Raw genomic sequence first — 15,031 nt, 5'->3', positions numbered from 1 at the left:
GCGCGGCACGCCATCGAGCACCTCTACGTTGTCAGCCAAGGTTGGCCGGTGGAGGCTGAATTTAGGTGAGCACGCAACCAGCCTTACAGCGTATCCTTCCATTCAAATCCCAAACGAAGAAAGATTGCGTAAGCATCGTCTTCTCCAACGCTTCTTCGCTCGCGCCCAACACAAGCACTGTCATACCTGAGCGGCATTACCAATAACTCGTTAGACCTTGAACACCAGGAGACAGCATGAATAAACTCGGCCCCGCTAGTTGCCTCCTGCCGACTGATAAAGCGGCACAAGTACTTCGTCTAATTAATACGAATGCACATATCGACATCGTTTCAAGCCGCGATCTTCAATCCGGCGAAAACGAAATGCATCTCGATCAATCGGCTACTGCAAACGCGATGTCTATTCCTCGCGCGCCCGAGCACGCCGATAAGATGCAAATGCTGATTGCGCCGGATACGGATGCAACTCTCGCCTCTATCGTAAGGTCCAATTTGAATTGTCAAGATTTAATTGCGCCGGTATGGATCCTGGACCACACAGTTCAGGGCGCCGTGATTGCACGCGCCGCCGAAATACGCATCAGCTTCTTTCCGCAGGCAGATGATGCAAGCGGCGCAACGTCCGTTAAGCCGAAGCGCGAAGACGAGAAGATTCACGCGCTCGCGCAGTGGCTCACTGAAAACTGCGAGCACGACATTTCGATTGCCGAAGTCGCTCAGCGCGCCGCGATCAGCGAACGAACCTTCTTGCGCCGGTTCCGGCAACAGATCGGCACGCCGCCTTCCGAATACCTGTTGAGGGCTCGGCTCGACCGGTCGCGCAGGCTGCTAGCCGACTCCGATCTTCCGGTCGACAAGATCGCTCGGCGCAGCGGCATGGGCAACGGGTCGCAACTCGCGAAGCTCTTTCGCAAGCGCTTCGGAGTCTCGCCAACGGAGTTTCGGCGCCGCGCCCGCACGGGTTCCGCCTAAGCGAGTGCGACCATGGAAGAAGGCCGGCCGCGGGGTCACTGGCGAGACCAGCCCTTGGCTTCGCGTGCCGAAAGGTTTGCGTTCACCGTGATATTGACTGGCTTTGCAACGGTTTATGTCGCGGCGGTGATTGTCGTTTTTCTGGTGGTGGCGATTGTATTGATTCCGGTGCGGATTTTCTGCTCCATTGCCGACGCTATCCGGGCCGCAAAGCGGCGCGGATAACCGCGGTTTCAGAAGATCCGCGCATTGGCGAGGCGCGACAAGCAATTGGCGGCTGCGCCGCCGATTAGCGGACTTTTACCGAATCCGCGCTCACTACAATTCAGGCTGTTGCCAGACTTTTAGTGCATTTGATAAATATATTGGGAGCCCTAATCGTGATGGATCTCGTTGAACTCTCCAGGCCGCACGTCGATGAGAAGCCCGACTGTCTGGAACCGCCGAGGCACATTGGCCTTCTCGTGTCGCAGAACTTCTTCACGGCAAGTACTGGCGCGATTGGCGATGCTTTTCGCCTTGCGAACATGGCGCAACTGCATCGTGGCGAAGACCCGCCGTACCGGCTTACGGTATTGTCAGAAGAAGGCGGCGTCGTCACAAGCTCGTGCGGCATTTCGATCTTCACGGAACAACTGAGCCGTTACAGCGTGGGCGATTTTCACGCGTTCTTCGTGGCGTGCCGCGACACGGCGGCGCCAACGGAACCGAATGACCGGCTGCATTCATGGATCACGCGTCACGGCGCAATGGCATCGCTTCGCATCACGCAAGGGTCGAAGCTCGCAGTGGTTTACAAAAACGCTTCACGGCTGGCAGTACCTGTCTTTCTATTCGACGATGACTTCGTGGCGTCCCGCATTAACGGCGCAACGCCCGCCGAGCTAGCCCTTTCGCAGATCGAGCGCGACCTCGGTCCGCAGATCGCCAGAAAGGTCGCGCTTGAACTGCAGACGAATGCGATCAAGCACACAAGGCCACGCGAAGGCGACGCCAAATCGCTCACCACCGCAAGCAAGGTTCGCGAGTCGGCACGCTGGATCCAGGAGAACTACAGCAAGCCAATTTCCGTTGCGCAGGCAGCCGAATCCGCGGCAATGAGCAAGCGCAATTTCCGGCGCCGTTTCAAGCAGGAATTCGGCATGACGCCGCTGGAGTACCTGCTGCGCACGCGCTTCGACGTGGTCCGGACAATGCTGAGTTCCACCAATATCCCAGTTGGGAAAATTGCGCGGCGGTGCGGAATGGGCGACGGTAATCGTCTGGGCCGTCTCTTCAAGGAAAGGTACGGCATGTCGCCCACCGAATTCCGTGCACAGCGGCATTTGAGCCTGTAGAGCGGCTTGACGCATGAGGAAAGCCACTATTGCACCAGGCGTATTTTTATGACGACTCCGATTCGCAACACGCTGTTCTATCTGATTCTGATTCAGGGCGGCAATTACATCGTACCGTTGCTGATGTTGCCGTACCTGGGTCATGTACTCGGTGCAAGAGAGTTCGGGGTGTTGGCCTATTGTCAGGCTGTCGCGCAATACATGGTGCTGCTGACCGACTATGGCTTCAACTTCACCGCAACGCGACTCGTATCGGTCAAACGCGGCGACGCTCACGGGCTCGCCGAGGTCTATACGAGTACATCGGCCGCGCGGCTCGTACTGGTTGCAGCGGCGCTTCTTCTGATCGTAGCGGGCATTGCATTCGTGCCGGATCTGCGAGATCACGCCGATGTACTCGGCGCGCTATTTCTCGGCATCGTCGCCAACGCGGTTACGCCGGTATGGCTGTTTCAGGGCCTGGAACGCATGCGCGCGTTGGTGTTGCCGACGTTTGTTTCGCGGCTTCTCGGTCTCGCCTTCGTCTATCTTGCAGTGAAAGGACCGGGCGATGCCGCGCTTGCTGCATTGGGCGTCAGTCTCGGCAATGTACTGCTCGCCATTTGCGCGCTGTGGATTCTTCATCGCAACAGGCTGGTGAAACTCGTCGGCATATCCACGAGAAAGATTGTCGACGCGCTGAAAGACGGCTTTCCGTTGTTCCTCTCTTTTGTATTGATCAGCTTCTATGTGAACTTCAACTCGATTCTTCTGAACTACTTCCACGGACCGGAAGTGGTCGGTCAGTTCGCGATGGCGGACAAGATTCGCGTGGCCGCGCAGGCCATGTTCATGGTGATCAGTCAGGCTTTCTATCCGCGCATCAGTCAATACCACGCGACCGATCCGCAAGCCGCGCAGCGCCTGATGCGAATGGCGATGCTCGCCGTGTTCTCGACATCGATCAGCCTTTTTGTCGGCATCGAATTGCTCGCGGCGTGGGGTATCGAAACATGGGTTGGGCCGCAGTTTCATGCATCGATTCCTCTCCTGAGACTCGAAGCCGTCTTGCCGCCCATCATCAGCGTCGCTGTCGTATTCGGCGATCTCGGGTTGCTCGCTCAAGGCCGCGCGCGTTCGCTCACGAATGTGTTTCTCGGCGCGACGGTTCTGCATCTTCTCTATGTGGTTCCGCTCACCCGCTACGGCGGCGCGAAAGGAACGATCGTCGCCGTGATCCTGACCGAGGTGGTCGGCGCGGTGGCCTTCATGTGGCTGTATTTCCGCGGCGTTGCACCTGCCTCGCGAGGCGCGGCGCTCATGCCGGTTGCATCCGGGGCGCGTCAGGAAGCACGCGGCGCGGATGCTGGTTGAGTTGCGGTTCTGCTATCAAACAATCGAGGTGCCTTATGCCCGCTTTTTCCATCATCGTGCCGGCCTACAACGTTGAGCACTATCTCGACGAAGCGCTCGCGAGCGTTGCGGCCCAGTCCTTCACGGACTTCGAGCTGATCCTTGTCGACGACGGCTCCACGGACGGCACCGCCGCGATTGCACAGCGCTATTGCGACAGCGACCCGCGCTTTCGCTACGTCTATCAGCCGAATCGCGGGCAATCCGCGGCACGCAATCTCGGCACTTCGCTGACCACGGGCACGTATGTGTACTACATGGACAGCGACGACCTGATCGACACCGACACGTTGAGCGTCTGCCACCGCGAATTCAGCAATCCCGAGATCGACGCGGTGATGTTCGAAGCCGCGGTATTCCCGAACGATGCGCCGATGTACAAGCAGGAAGTCAACGGCTACCGCCGGCCGCTCGGAAGCGCGACGTTGTGGTCGGAAGAGTTCGTCGTCGAATCGTTGCGGCAAGGGCGCTATTTTGTTTCGCCGTGCTGCTTTATCACGCGGCGTTCGGCCATCGGCAATCTGCGTTTCATAGAAGGCATCGTGTATGAGGACAATCACTTCTTCGCTGCGTTGTTGCTGCAGCAACGACTTAAGCTGGCAGTGCTGAACCAGGCGCTCTTTAAAAGAAGATTGCGCATGGATTCGACGATGTTCACGACGAAGACGCTGCACCACTACAACAGCATGTACCGGTTGCTTCACGAGGTGTCGGCGCTGTCTTTCATTGCGCTCGATCCGCCGGAGCGCGCGCGCATCAAGCAGGAGATCATCGGCAAGACGCTCGGCGATCTGCATTTTGCAAGCGCGCTGGTCGGCCCCGATCTGAAGCTGCGCAGCATGAATGTGGCGGCGACGTGGTATGTGGCCACGCATATCTCGCCGCGGCTTTTTTCGGCGAAGCGTCTGTTGCTCGCGCTCGTGCCGGAACTGTATCGGCTGAAGCCGGAAGTTTGAGTTGCTTTAAAGCTGGGTCGCTTTTAGAGCGCGGCGCCGCTACTTTGCTGCGCCGCGCGCTAATAGCGGTACTGCATAAAGGCACTGCCTTCACATTCCGGAAGTTGCCATATCCTCTTCCACGAAACGCAGAATCGCCTCTGTCAGTGCCTCGCGAGGGTAGGCATTTTGCGTGACGAACAACGATGCGATCGTCGTGTGCGTTCGAGAGACAGGCACGGCCAGTGCCCAATGATCCGCATTGACGTAACCCATCAAGACGCTGCCGGGCACGACCTGATCGTAGAAGATCACCTGGCTGTCGTTGCGGGCGTCGACTCGTGAGAGTTTTTCGTAGCTCGATTCGAGTATCGACGAAATGCGCTCGGGCTGCGGAAAGGTCACGAGCGAGTAGTAGCGCAGATCGCGCGGAAGCGGATGGTTGGCCATCCACGCCCTGCGCGTGACGGGCCGCAGGCTTTGCACAGCGCCGCCGTCTCCCGAGTGGCAAGCCGCGCCCGGAAAGTGCCGCAGCATGTCCGCCTGGTATTGCTCGGCGTCGTTGGCAAGCGGCGATCCGCCAACCGCCCCCGCCGCGCTGACGACAGCCGCCACGCGGCTGCGAATCTCCGGATACGCGACGACGGCCTCGAGAATATCGGCCGCGCCCTTCGAGTAGCCGATCAGCACCAGTTGCGCTGCGCCTTCGGACATCGGCATGGCCATCACAGCGTCGCGGATCTGGCGTGCGTTGTTCGCCGAGCCCGACAGCCCGTCCACGTTCAGCATGATCCCGTCGTAACCGGATTGCCGCAGGTTTTGAACGACGGTGTTCGGAGGATTCAGCCACGGCCTGAAGCAGTCGTACCCGATGCCGGGCACCACTGCCGCGATGAGGTGGCGTGCCGATTGCCCGAGATCGACGGGCGCACCTGTACCGGCAGGCTCGGCGCCCACGCGTGTGAGTGCGTCTTCGCAAGGACGGTAGTCAGGCAGCGCTGAGCCGTGCGCTTCGAGCACCGCACAGTAAATCTCGCGAAAGCGAGCCCGCTTGTCTTGCACGCCGGCCTGCGATGCCTCCACGAGAGCGAGGGGCGGCGTCTCCGTCGAGTAGGGAATGAGCGGCTTCGTTGCGCATGCAGCGAGCGCGAGAATGGCCGCTAGCGCCGCGCCGTGGATGCAGTGCCTGCTCAATGCCCGCCGATGCAAAACGCGCCGGCGCACCGCGCCGCTTCGTTGCTGACGGAGCGCCTTACTTACCTGCATCGCCACTCTGCCGGTTCGTGGAAGACTCGCGCTGTTCGAGGTATGGCACCCACTGGAGCAATTCCACGTTCGCAAAACTGAGCGGACGAGTGGCGAAGAACATCACGGCGCGTAGTCCGTCGGTGTGATACGGCGCGCCGTTCAGCGTTGTCCGCGGGTGTGCCTGTGTCGATGGACCGACGCCGTACACAAAGCCGAGCTTGTCGAGACCGCCCGAATACATCATGTCCTGAATGAGGAAGTTCCTGGCCTCGTCGACGTCATCATGAAGCGTGTCATCCGCCGTATCGTGATGCGCGAAGCGGCCCCCGACAGGACGTCCGGCTTGCGCGACATACACCGGGTCGCCGTTAAAGCGAATGGGCGTGAGCCACGCGCGCAATGAAGTCGACAACGCACCCGCCTGGGCCTGCTTGCGCAGGACGACGTCCGGCGTGCGTCCGAATAGCCACTGCGAATAGTCGCTTTTCCGCATCTCCCGGCGATAGCTACGGCGCACCATCGCGGCGCCGATGTCTCCCAGTTTGCCGATCACGATCACATTCAGGGGATCGCCTTCCGTCTCGCCGTGCTCGCTCGTCGCGCAGCGCGGCATCCGTTCGAGCGCGGCCCGCAGCGACGCGAGGTCGTGGTAGTCGGTCAAAGCCGCCTGCTGGTACTGGAATGGAGTGAGCGCGAAACGCGGGTCGGCGGCGTCGTCCGGTACGGGCAGAAACAGTGAGAAAGGAATCAGTGTTCTGCTTGCGAAAAGATCGATGTTGACGAGCTTGATCTGCCGGTCCGGGTTGGCGAATAGAAAGCCGCTGCGCGTTTCTCCAGCCGGGACGGGATTTTTGAATCCAAGCTTGTTCAAGTGGCTGTCGATGTCCGCGTTCGTCGCGCCGCCGAGAAGCGTGTGCATCGACCATGCGACTTCGAGTGGCGAAAAGTAGTCCGGGTCGGTTCCAGAGTGCAGCAACCATAACGCTTGCGGTGTATGGTTCTCGACTTCGATCCAGAGCGGCTGAATGTTGCTGCTGCCGATGTCGGCGCCGATCATGCGCCTGCTGTCGTCGGCGCCTAGAACGGCTACGCTGACGCGCGCGCCTTGCCTCGTGTCGCTGACCGCACGCTGACGCAGCGGCGCATCGTCGGGGCTGACGGGCGCGGTCCAGGTCGCACAGCCGCCACAAACGAATAGAAGCACAACGCTGCCGGCAACGCGCGTCAACGCACGCCGAAGCGTTGGCGATTCGTTCATTGATCTGCTCCCGCGGGCACGGCGTTGAACTTTGCAACCGACTCCCATGGAAAAAATTCGATACCCGAGAGCGAGGTAGGCTGCCGGTCGAATACGAGGACCTGGCGAAGGCCGTCGGTGTAGTACGGGTCGGTAGTCAGATTCTGGCCCGGTGCGCTTTGCGGGGCTGCGCCGACTCCTTTCACGAAGCCGATCTTCTGCAGGTTCTGTGAATAGGCCATGTCTTCGGTCAGCGCGGTACGTGCTTCGTCGACATCGGGATCGATCTTGTGCGTCGTCAGCGTGGGCGAGTGGAATGTCAGACGCACGCCGATATCCCGGCTGATCTGACCGACCCACACGGGCTTGCCACGGTAGCGCATCGGGCTGAGCCAGAGCCGCAAGTGATTGCGCTGGTGGATGGTGTCGCGCGCCTTCTGCAATGCGAGGTCCTGCGCCCGCCCGAACAGATAGAGATCGCTCACGGGTGCATTGACATAGCGCTCGCCGGAAAATGCGGACGTGACGGTCTTCATGATCGAGCCGGACCATTTCTGTTCGGTCGGACTCCAGCCTCGTCTAACGAGTGCGGGAAATGCGTCGTCGAGACCGCCCACGATGACGAGATTGAGCGGGTCGCCATTCTTCGCGCCGTCTTCGCTGGTTGCGCAGCACGGAAGCGATTCGAGCGCGGCGCGCAACGCGCCGTCGTCGGTGTAGTCCACCATCCTCCCCGGCGGATAGACCTCACGGCGAAACACCGCGCTAACGTGGTAATCGGCGTAGAAGCCGGGCACCACCATGAGAAAGGAAAATGTTTGCGCCCGACCGCTTGCGACAAGATCGAGCTGAATGAGCTTGGCGCCCTCGGAGAGATTGGTCAGGATATAACCGGACACAGTGTGGCCCGGCAACACGGGGTTACGGAAGGCGAGTGCGCGAAAGCGTCGCTCGATGTCATCGCCTGCAACCGACGATTTGCTGCCGGCGAATGCTTCGGCCGCTTCGGAGGCGGGAAAGAAGTTGGGGTCGAGGCCCGGCGACATCAGAAAGTAGCTGGACGTGTCGTCGTTTTGCACCTCGACCCATACGGGCTGAATGCCCTTTTTTGCGAGCGCTACGCCATAAACGCTCTCGCTCTCTTCGGCCGAAAGCACCGAACCGGAAACACGGAGTCCTCGTTCGCTACGCGTGACGGCGCGGCTTTGATAGTCGAGTCCGCCGGCGCCCGGCAACGTAATAGCGCAACCGCATAGCATGAAAGCAACGACAACTGCAGGCAGCAGTCGATTCACGATGTGATCCATCGCGTCACCCATTTGCCGCGACCCGGGGCGGCGTTCCCGTCAGTGAACCGGGGTGAATGCTTCTCGAGGCAGAGTCATTTGAGTACCTGTTCGCCGCCTAAAGGCAGCCTCCTACATCTCCCATCGCATTGCTGCCTCCCCCGCTACCTGCACGGAAGCCGACCGACGTTTTGCTATTACCCGTCCACGATGGCCGCACCAGGGCGGCTGCGCCACCCGGAGGCTGCTGACCTGGCACATAGACATCCATGGCCTGGTCGTTCGCCACGATCACCTGCGATATGACCTGTTGTTGCGACCGGTCGGCCCAGTCCTTCGCGATGCATTGCGCGACGACAGGCGTAGACCGTTGGCTTTCTCCGACCGCTTGCGCGCCCGGCGGCATGGGTTGGTTTGCACAGGCTGACACAGCAACGGTCACGAGAAGAAGCGATAACGGTTTCATTTTTCACGTCCGGTTGAATGTTGCTTTTGAAAAGGCGCGTAGATCAACGCCGCGGTGGTCCTCGAGTTACTGCTGACGGGCCGGCTCCAGAGCATGGGCACTGGATACGGTTACCGTCGCGGCGGATTCAGAGGGTGGTGGCAACGCGACCTCGCTACCCGCGATAGAGCCAACGGCAGACGGCGTCACGGCAGCGACGGCGGCAGGCGGTTCCGGTGTACGCGGAGCCGCTATAAGAAAGCCACTCGATGTCAAAAAGATTGCGAGTAACAGGACAAATTCCACGGCCACTCCAGTTCGATATCATTGCAGGCTCGCATGGCACCTGTGAGTACTTGGCAGCTCATCGGTCCATCCGCTCGCTCTTTACAAGCTTAACCAGCCGATATACCAGGCCAATAGGACCTTGGTCCTACACTTCGCGGGGCTGGTTTAAAAACTGGGCCGCGTGGCGCCTTTCAAGCTGCGTAGTTATTTGCAGAATGACATTTGATCGGCGCGCAACGTTGGCTATCTTTGATTCACGAACGTCGGAATCAACAGGAGAGGCAATCATGAAAACACCGCACGCCGTGAGTTGTTTTGTCTTCGCGGGATGTGTCGCGTTAATGCCAAACGTCCATGCGCAAACCGCCAACGCCATGCCGGTGGCGTCGAGTCCCGGCGCAGGTTCAGGCAGTGCCACGCAGGCGGACAAGAAGCTGGCCCGCGACGTTCGCAAGGCGTTGTCCAGAGCGCCCAACTTCAACGTATCGAACGTATTCGTCAAGGCGCGTGGCGGTGTCGTGACATTATCAGGAAGCGTGCCGGACGGTCCTCAGATCGAGCAGGCAGCAGAGGTCGCGATGAGCGTGCCGGGTGTAACGTCGGTGAGCAACCATCTCTCGCTTTACACGAGAGGGTATTAACGCTTCGCCGTGGACAAGCGTGGCGCTTGCGACGATCCTCAAGCCGCTCGGGGCTCGAATGCAAACCGCTCGACCTCGCCGCCGCGCGCCACCACCGCCGTGCTCTCCGGAATCTCCTGCCACCAGCCCGGCAAATCGGCGAGCGGCTCCGACACGACCAGAAACGCGTCCTGCCCGGCCATCGCAATGCGCGGATCGTCGGGATACAACTCGTGCATTTGACGGAACGACGTATTGTGAAACAACGTGCGGGACTGCCGTTCGCTCGAATAACGCACAGCGATAATCTGCTCGCCGTCGGTTGCACAGACGGTCATGTTCAGCGGCTCTTCAACGCCGTGGCGGCGGCCCGTTTCTTCGACGAACGCGACCATCCTCTCGAGCGCAGTGACGGGCGCGAGTTCCAGACCAAAGGTTAGCGCGAGGAAGAACAGCACTTCCGAGTCGGTCGAGCCCTCGATAGAAGCGAACAGTTCGGGCGCAATCGCGACCATCAGGTCGCGGCGCACGGCCGGATACTTGCGCACGACACCGTTGTGCGCGAACAGCCAGCGGCCATGACGAAACGGATGACAGTTGGTCTCCTGTGACGGCGTGTCGGTCGCGGCCCGGATGTGCGCCATGAACATCGGCGCGTGGATTGCCCGCGCCGCTTCGCGCAGGTTGCGGTCGCTCCATGCCGGCTGAATGCAGCGGTAGCGAAACGGAATGTCGGTCGGATGGCCGTACCAGCCGATCCCGAAACCGTCGCCATTGGTGGTCGTGTGGCCGAGACGCGAATGAAGGCTTTGATCGATCAGCGAATGCTTCGCGTTGAAAAGCACGGTTTCAAGCTGAAGGGGATTGCCGGAATAAGCGAGCCAGCGGCACATGAGATGTCTCCGTGTATCGGATACGCGTTGATTCCGCCAGCCAGTTGCAGCGGAACGCTATCCAGAACGTCATCAAGAAGGGAAAGAACATACCGCCCGCGCCACTCGGGTGAGAAGCTGGTCCGCAGCACGCACAGGGCTATCGTGAGACCGGTTTCTTTTTGCTGGAGAGGCCTGGAACGGATATCAGGTTGAGCGCAATCACCGCGATCGCGATACCCAGAAAAACCGCGAGTACGCCATAGCGGAATTCGGGTTGGCGGTCGTACAGCAAGCCAGTGATGGTCGCATAGAGACCAGCCAGCCAGATAGCGACGCCGACCAATGCGATCGCAACCCGTCTTTCCGATTTTTTCATCACGACCTCGGCAATCAGCGCTGGTTCTCTAAACATATTAGTGCGGCGGGGCCATGTTTTCCAGAACTGGTCGTATACGTGCCGAAGAAAACCAGCGCCGTTCAACGCGAGGGCCGTGCAGCGGTGGCAGGAAGACATGAGTCGCATTCTTCTCGCCGCCCGCTACGTTAAAAACTCACAGCGAAGCCGATCGAAACGCCGTGCACGTTGTGCCCGAAGACATACCTTGCGATCAACCGTGTGCGGGTGATGACAACGGGATACCTGCTGCTATCGAGTTCAAGTCCCACACCCAATGACGTCAGGTCGTTGAATCCCAGTACGCCCGCGCTGTCCCCGAAATAGTGCGAATAGGCAGTTTCGAGCACGTAGCGCACCGGCCGGTCCAGCGCGTGCCAACCGGTAGGCGCGCGCCAGCGGGCCCACAGGCTGAACTGCTGCGCGGTCGCCGAACCCTGCACCGCCTCGGACGAGCCACCGAAACTGCGAAGATAGATATCGGTCGCACGCAGTTCGACGTCGATTTCATAGTTCTCCCGATAGTGCTCGTAATCGAGCATGAGCGAGCCGCCATAGCCGTATGCGTCGAGTGAGCCGTTGTCGAGAAACTGCAGATTGCTGTCCGTGACGCGATTGATAACCGTCTGCCCTACCCTCAGATCGCTCGAAACGCGCCCGATGGTGCCGTTCAGTATCGGCCGAAAAACCAGCTCGTCTGTGATGTGGAAGTCCCACCCGATGCCCGCCGTCGTGCTGAACGTGTTCCAGCGCGTCGGCAACGGCCGCTGTTGCGCGCCATCCGTGGCGACGAATGTCGGATCGTAGCGGCTATACGCCAGCGTGCCTTCCAGATACAAAGGAAATGACTTGCTGAGCGTGAAGCCACCGCCCAGTTGTGTCTGGCCGAATCCGGGATTGCCAGTGGTGCCGCTATTGATCGAAAGCGAACTGGTGGTCACATCGGGTACTGTCGTGTAGCTCATGACGGCGAGTACCGCATCTGCGTGCCGTTTCACGTTACCGCCTACAACGGCGCGGCTCGACAGCGCATCCGGCGCGACCTGCGCGCGGGACTGCAAGGAGATCACAATCAGGACGATACCCGCGCACGTTATCGCCCTACTGTTCGCACGGTGGCGCCGCGCGCGCAACTGGTTTGAAGCCGACTTCATGGCTGTGCTGCGCATACGCACTCCAGTTCGTATCGGCACCTCTCGGGCCGGCGGTACATTTCAGACATCGTCATGAAAAATCCGCCAATCGCCCGCGAAGCCATTCGATGAATGAATGGCGACCGTGTCACGCTCTCGCAATTGCCCCGAGCGCCGCATCGATTAACGAAGCGTAGCGGCTCGCGGTGAATAAAACTTCGCGATCTGCCGCATGAAATCGGCAAATGATATCGGCATTAAGGTTCCAACATCCCGGGGATGTTCTAAGATTGTATTAAGCACTATTTCGTGTTCAGCATAGTATCTGCAATTCACCGTCGTTCACAACCGGCCCGATTATTTCGGACACCTTCTTACCATCCCGAAGGAGCGGCCATGTTCCTGTGGAATCAACGATGGAGCACGGCGCTATGCCGGTGGTCACTGGTCGCCCTGACCGTCGCCCTGAGCGTCGCCATGACGACAGGTATCGCGCATGCGCAAAACGACGCTGCACCGCCAACGCAGCCATTCAAGCCCGAAGAAATAGAGGCGCTGGTCGCGCCGATCGCTCTCTATCCGGACTCGGTGCTGTCGCAGGTGCTCATGGCCTCCACGTATCCGCTCGAGATCGTGCACGCGGCGCGCTGGGTCAAATCCAATCCGAAAGTCAAGGGCGACGCCGCCGTGAAAGCCGTCGAGAATCAGCCGTGGGATGTCAGCGTTAAATCGATGGTTGCCTTCCCGCAAATTCTCGAGCCGATGAACGACAAGCTCGACTGGACGCAGAAACTCGGCGACGCATTCCTGGCACAGCAGAAAGACGTACTCGATGCCGTTCAGAGACTCCGCGCCCGCGCCAAGGAATCGGGCAACCTGAAGTCGAACGAACAGCAGAACGTCGTGGTGGAGCAGGCGCCCGCCGGTGGGCAAACCATTGTCAAAATCGAGCCTTCGAACCCACAGGTCATTTACGTACCCGCGTATAACCCGACTGTGGTCTACGGCTCGTGGAGCTACCCGACTTATCCGCCGACCTACTGGCCGCCCTACCCAGCCTACTATCCGGGCGGCGCGCTGATGACCGGCTTCGCATGGGGCGTCGGGCTGGCGGCCGCCGGTGCGATCTTCGGTAATTGCAACTGGGGAGGCGGCGACGTCAACATCAACGTCAACAAGGCCGCCAACATCGACCGCAACTTCGATCGCACCAAGGTCCAGGGCGGCGGACGCTGGCAGCACGACGGCAGCCATCGCCAGGGCGTCGCGTATCGCGACAATGCCACTCGCGACAAGTATTCGCGCAACGTCGGTGGGGCCGAGGGGCGTAACGACTTTCGCGGCCGCGACTCCGGCAACGGCGCACGTGCCAATACTGCCGACCGTGCGAACGCAGGCGATCGAGGCCGAACCGGCGACCGCTCGAATGCGGGCAATCGCGATTCGGCGGCGGACAGATCGAATGCGGGTAATCGTGATTCGGTAGCCGACAGGTCGAATGCAGGCAATCGCGGAGGAACAGCGGACAGGTCGAGCGCAGGCGATCGCGGCGGCGTCTCGAACCGCCCGAGTACCGGCGAAGTGTCCCGCGCCAGCGACCGCGCAGGCGGCACAGGCGGCGGCGTAGGCGCAGGCAGCGCAGGCGGTGCTGCCGGCGGAGGGCGCGACAATGCCTTCCAGGGCGTAGGCGCGGGCGGCGCAACTCAGCGCAGCGCCGATCGCGGGCGTTCCAGCATGCAAAGCTCGAACTTCAGCCGCCCGAGCGGCGGAGGCGGAGGCGGAGGTGGCATGCGCGCGGGCGGTGGACGCGGTGGAAGACGTTAGGGAGACCACAACATGTCATCGATGTCACGAATCCGGCGGCGCACCGCAAACAGCGCATTGCGCATCTTCACGTTTGCATGTGCAATGGCTCTGGGCGGATTGCCCTCGGCGCATGCGGAGCAAGACTTTCGTTCTCCCGATGCCGCGATGAACGCATTGGGCGAAGCGGTCAGCCGCAACGAAGAGACGGCACTGCAATCCATTCTGGGTCAGAACTTCCGCACGCTCATTCCACCCGTCGGCGCCCAGATCCGCAGCCGCTTTCTCGATGAATGGGCTCAGTCGCATACAGTGCAGCAGATCGACGATCGTCATGCGCGCATTGCGGTCGGCACCGACAACTGGACTTTTCCCATCCCACTCGTGAAGCGGACAACAGGATGGCAGTTCGACATGAACGCGGGCGCCGAAGAAATGCGGGAACGCCGGATCGGCCGCAACGAACTTGCCGTCATCCAGACGATGCTTGCTATCTATGACGCTCAGCATGACTACGCGCTCACGGACCACGATGGCGACGGCCTGCTTTCCTATGCGTCGAAGCTCGCGAGTTCGCCCGGAAGACAGGACGGCCTCTACTGGCCGACGCAGGCAAACACGCCGGCCAGCCCGTTGGGACCCGCGTTCATTCAGGCGCGCGCGCGTCAGTCAGCGGATGCCGGTTATCACGGCTACCAATACAGGCTGCTGACCTCGCAAGGACCGCACGCACCAGGCGGTGCTTACGACTATCTCGCGCATGGCAAGCTCTATGGCGGCTTTGCTGTCGTCGCGTGGCCCGTGCGATACGGCGACACGGGTATCAAAAGTTTCATGGTCAGTCATGCGGGCCAGGTCTACGAGCGTGACCTGGGTCCGGACAGCGCGGCCAAAGCGAAGGCGATGACGTCGTTCGATCCCGGACCCGGCTGGGCAGAAGTGCAGCCACAGCGTTGATAATCAGCCGGACCTGGCGTTCGGCCGCCACAATCGTCAGGCCCCGCTCTGTCGAGCAAATTGCGCGATACGTCGCGTGACTGGCGCCGCCGCCCTGCAGAGTGGCG

15 protein-coding genes are annotated in these 15,031 nt (G+C 60.5%); 8 read left to right on the top strand and 7 right to left on the bottom strand.

Features of this window, described 5'->3' with window-relative positions:
• Positions 1-236: 236 nt before the first annotated feature.
• The 5 genes from P0D87_RS04520 to P0D87_RS04500 all read left to right on the top strand — a co-directional run bounded on the left by P0D87_RS04520 (position 237) and on the right by P0D87_RS04500 (position 4,659).
• Positions 237-974, top strand: coding sequence for an AraC family transcriptional regulator (locus tag P0D87_RS04520; RefSeq protein ID WP_006046798.1), 738 nt, complete (start codon positions 237-239; stop codon positions 972-974).
• Positions 975-986: 12 nt separating this feature from the next.
• Entirely contained in the window at positions 987-1,199 is a 213-nt protein-coding gene (locus P0D87_RS04515) for a hypothetical protein (RefSeq protein WP_006046797.1), read from the top strand.
• A 158-nt stretch (positions 1,200-1,357) separates the two neighbouring features.
• Positions 1,358-2,311: a GlxA family transcriptional regulator gene (locus tag P0D87_RS04510; protein ID WP_006046796.1), complete on the top strand. Its 954-nt coding sequence runs from the start codon at positions 1,358-1,360 to the stop codon at positions 2,309-2,311.
• A gap of 48 nt (positions 2,312-2,359) precedes the next feature.
• A complete protein-coding gene (locus P0D87_RS04505) occupies positions 2,360-3,664 on the top strand; it encodes a flippase (protein WP_006046795.1) in 1,305 nt (434 codons plus the stop codon).
• A 35-nt stretch (positions 3,665-3,699) separates the two neighbouring features.
• Complete coding sequence (locus tag P0D87_RS04500) at positions 3,700-4,659, top strand: glycosyltransferase family 2 protein (RefSeq protein WP_006046794.1); 960 nt, start codon at positions 3,700-3,702, stop codon at positions 4,657-4,659.
• Between the two features lie 90 nt (positions 4,660-4,749).
• Here the strand turns inward: P0D87_RS04500 and P0D87_RS04495 are convergent, their stop codons facing one another.
• From P0D87_RS04495 to P0D87_RS04480, 4 genes are all read right to left on the bottom strand, one after another.
• Complete coding sequence (locus P0D87_RS04495) at positions 4,750-5,832, bottom strand: lipase family protein (RefSeq protein WP_321175861.1); 1,083 nt, start codon at positions 5,830-5,832, stop codon at positions 4,750-4,752.
• 58 nt (positions 5,833-5,890) lie between these two features.
• A complete protein-coding gene (locus tag P0D87_RS04490) occupies positions 5,891-7,144 on the bottom strand; it encodes an LssY C-terminal domain-containing protein (RefSeq protein ID WP_053859230.1) in 1,254 nt (417 codons plus the stop codon).
• Complete coding sequence (locus P0D87_RS04485; RefSeq protein WP_053860721.1) at positions 7,141-8,430, bottom strand: LssY C-terminal domain-containing protein; 1,290 nt, start codon at positions 8,428-8,430, stop codon at positions 7,141-7,143. The genes P0D87_RS04490 and P0D87_RS04485 overlap by 4 nt, the downstream gene beginning before the upstream one ends.
• Before the next feature lie 97 nt (positions 8,431-8,527).
• The gene (locus P0D87_RS04480; RefSeq protein WP_082367094.1) at positions 8,528-8,875 is read right to left on the bottom strand and encodes a hypothetical protein; all 348 of its coding nucleotides are present in this window, start codon (positions 8,873-8,875) and stop codon (positions 8,528-8,530) included.
• Between the two features lie 554 nt (positions 8,876-9,429).
• Here P0D87_RS04480 and P0D87_RS04475 point away from each other — a divergent pair.
• On the top strand, positions 9,430-9,783 hold the full coding sequence (locus P0D87_RS04475) for a BON domain-containing protein (protein ID WP_053859231.1): 354 nt from the start codon (positions 9,430-9,432) through the stop codon (positions 9,781-9,783).
• Positions 9,784-9,821: 38 nt separating this feature from the next.
• On the opposite strand, the gene P0D87_RS04470 is transcribed toward P0D87_RS04475, so the two are convergent.
• From P0D87_RS04470 to P0D87_RS04460, 3 genes are all read right to left on the bottom strand, one after another.
• On the bottom strand, positions 9,822-10,655 hold the full coding sequence (locus tag P0D87_RS04470; RefSeq protein ID WP_006046788.1) for a class II glutamine amidotransferase: 834 nt from the start codon (positions 10,653-10,655) through the stop codon (positions 9,822-9,824).
• Positions 10,656-10,794: 139 nt separating this feature from the next.
• Positions 10,795-11,151: a DUF2964 family protein gene (locus P0D87_RS04465; protein WP_321175862.1), complete on the bottom strand. Its 357-nt coding sequence runs from the start codon at positions 11,149-11,151 to the stop codon at positions 10,795-10,797.
• A gap of 29 nt (positions 11,152-11,180) precedes the next feature.
• Positions 11,181-12,200: a hypothetical protein gene (locus tag P0D87_RS04460; protein ID WP_006046786.1), complete on the bottom strand. Its 1,020-nt coding sequence runs from the start codon at positions 12,198-12,200 to the stop codon at positions 11,181-11,183.
• A 360-nt stretch (positions 12,201-12,560) separates the two neighbouring features.
• Here P0D87_RS04460 and P0D87_RS04455 point away from each other — a divergent pair, with 360 nt between their 5' ends.
• Both P0D87_RS04455 and P0D87_RS04450 read left to right on the top strand, forming a co-directional pair.
• A complete protein-coding gene (locus tag P0D87_RS04455; RefSeq protein ID WP_053859232.1) occupies positions 12,561-13,988 on the top strand; it encodes a DUF3300 domain-containing protein in 1,428 nt (475 codons plus the stop codon).
• A gap of 12 nt (positions 13,989-14,000) precedes the next feature.
• Positions 14,001-14,924 (top strand): DUF2950 domain-containing protein, encoded by a 924-nt coding sequence (locus P0D87_RS04450; protein WP_053859233.1) that lies wholly within the window; start codon positions 14,001-14,003, stop codon positions 14,922-14,924.
• The last annotated feature ends 107 nt before the right edge of the window (positions 14,925-15,031 follow it).

It is taken from the genome of Paraburkholderia sp. RL17-368-BIF-A (assembly GCF_046054045.1).
In the GTDB taxonomy this organism is placed as follows: domain Bacteria; phylum Pseudomonadota; class Gammaproteobacteria; order Burkholderiales; family Burkholderiaceae; genus Paraburkholderia; species Paraburkholderia graminis.
The sequence above is the reverse complement of the archived record's forward strand: the minus strand, read 5'-3'. Positions and strand labels throughout refer to the sequence as shown.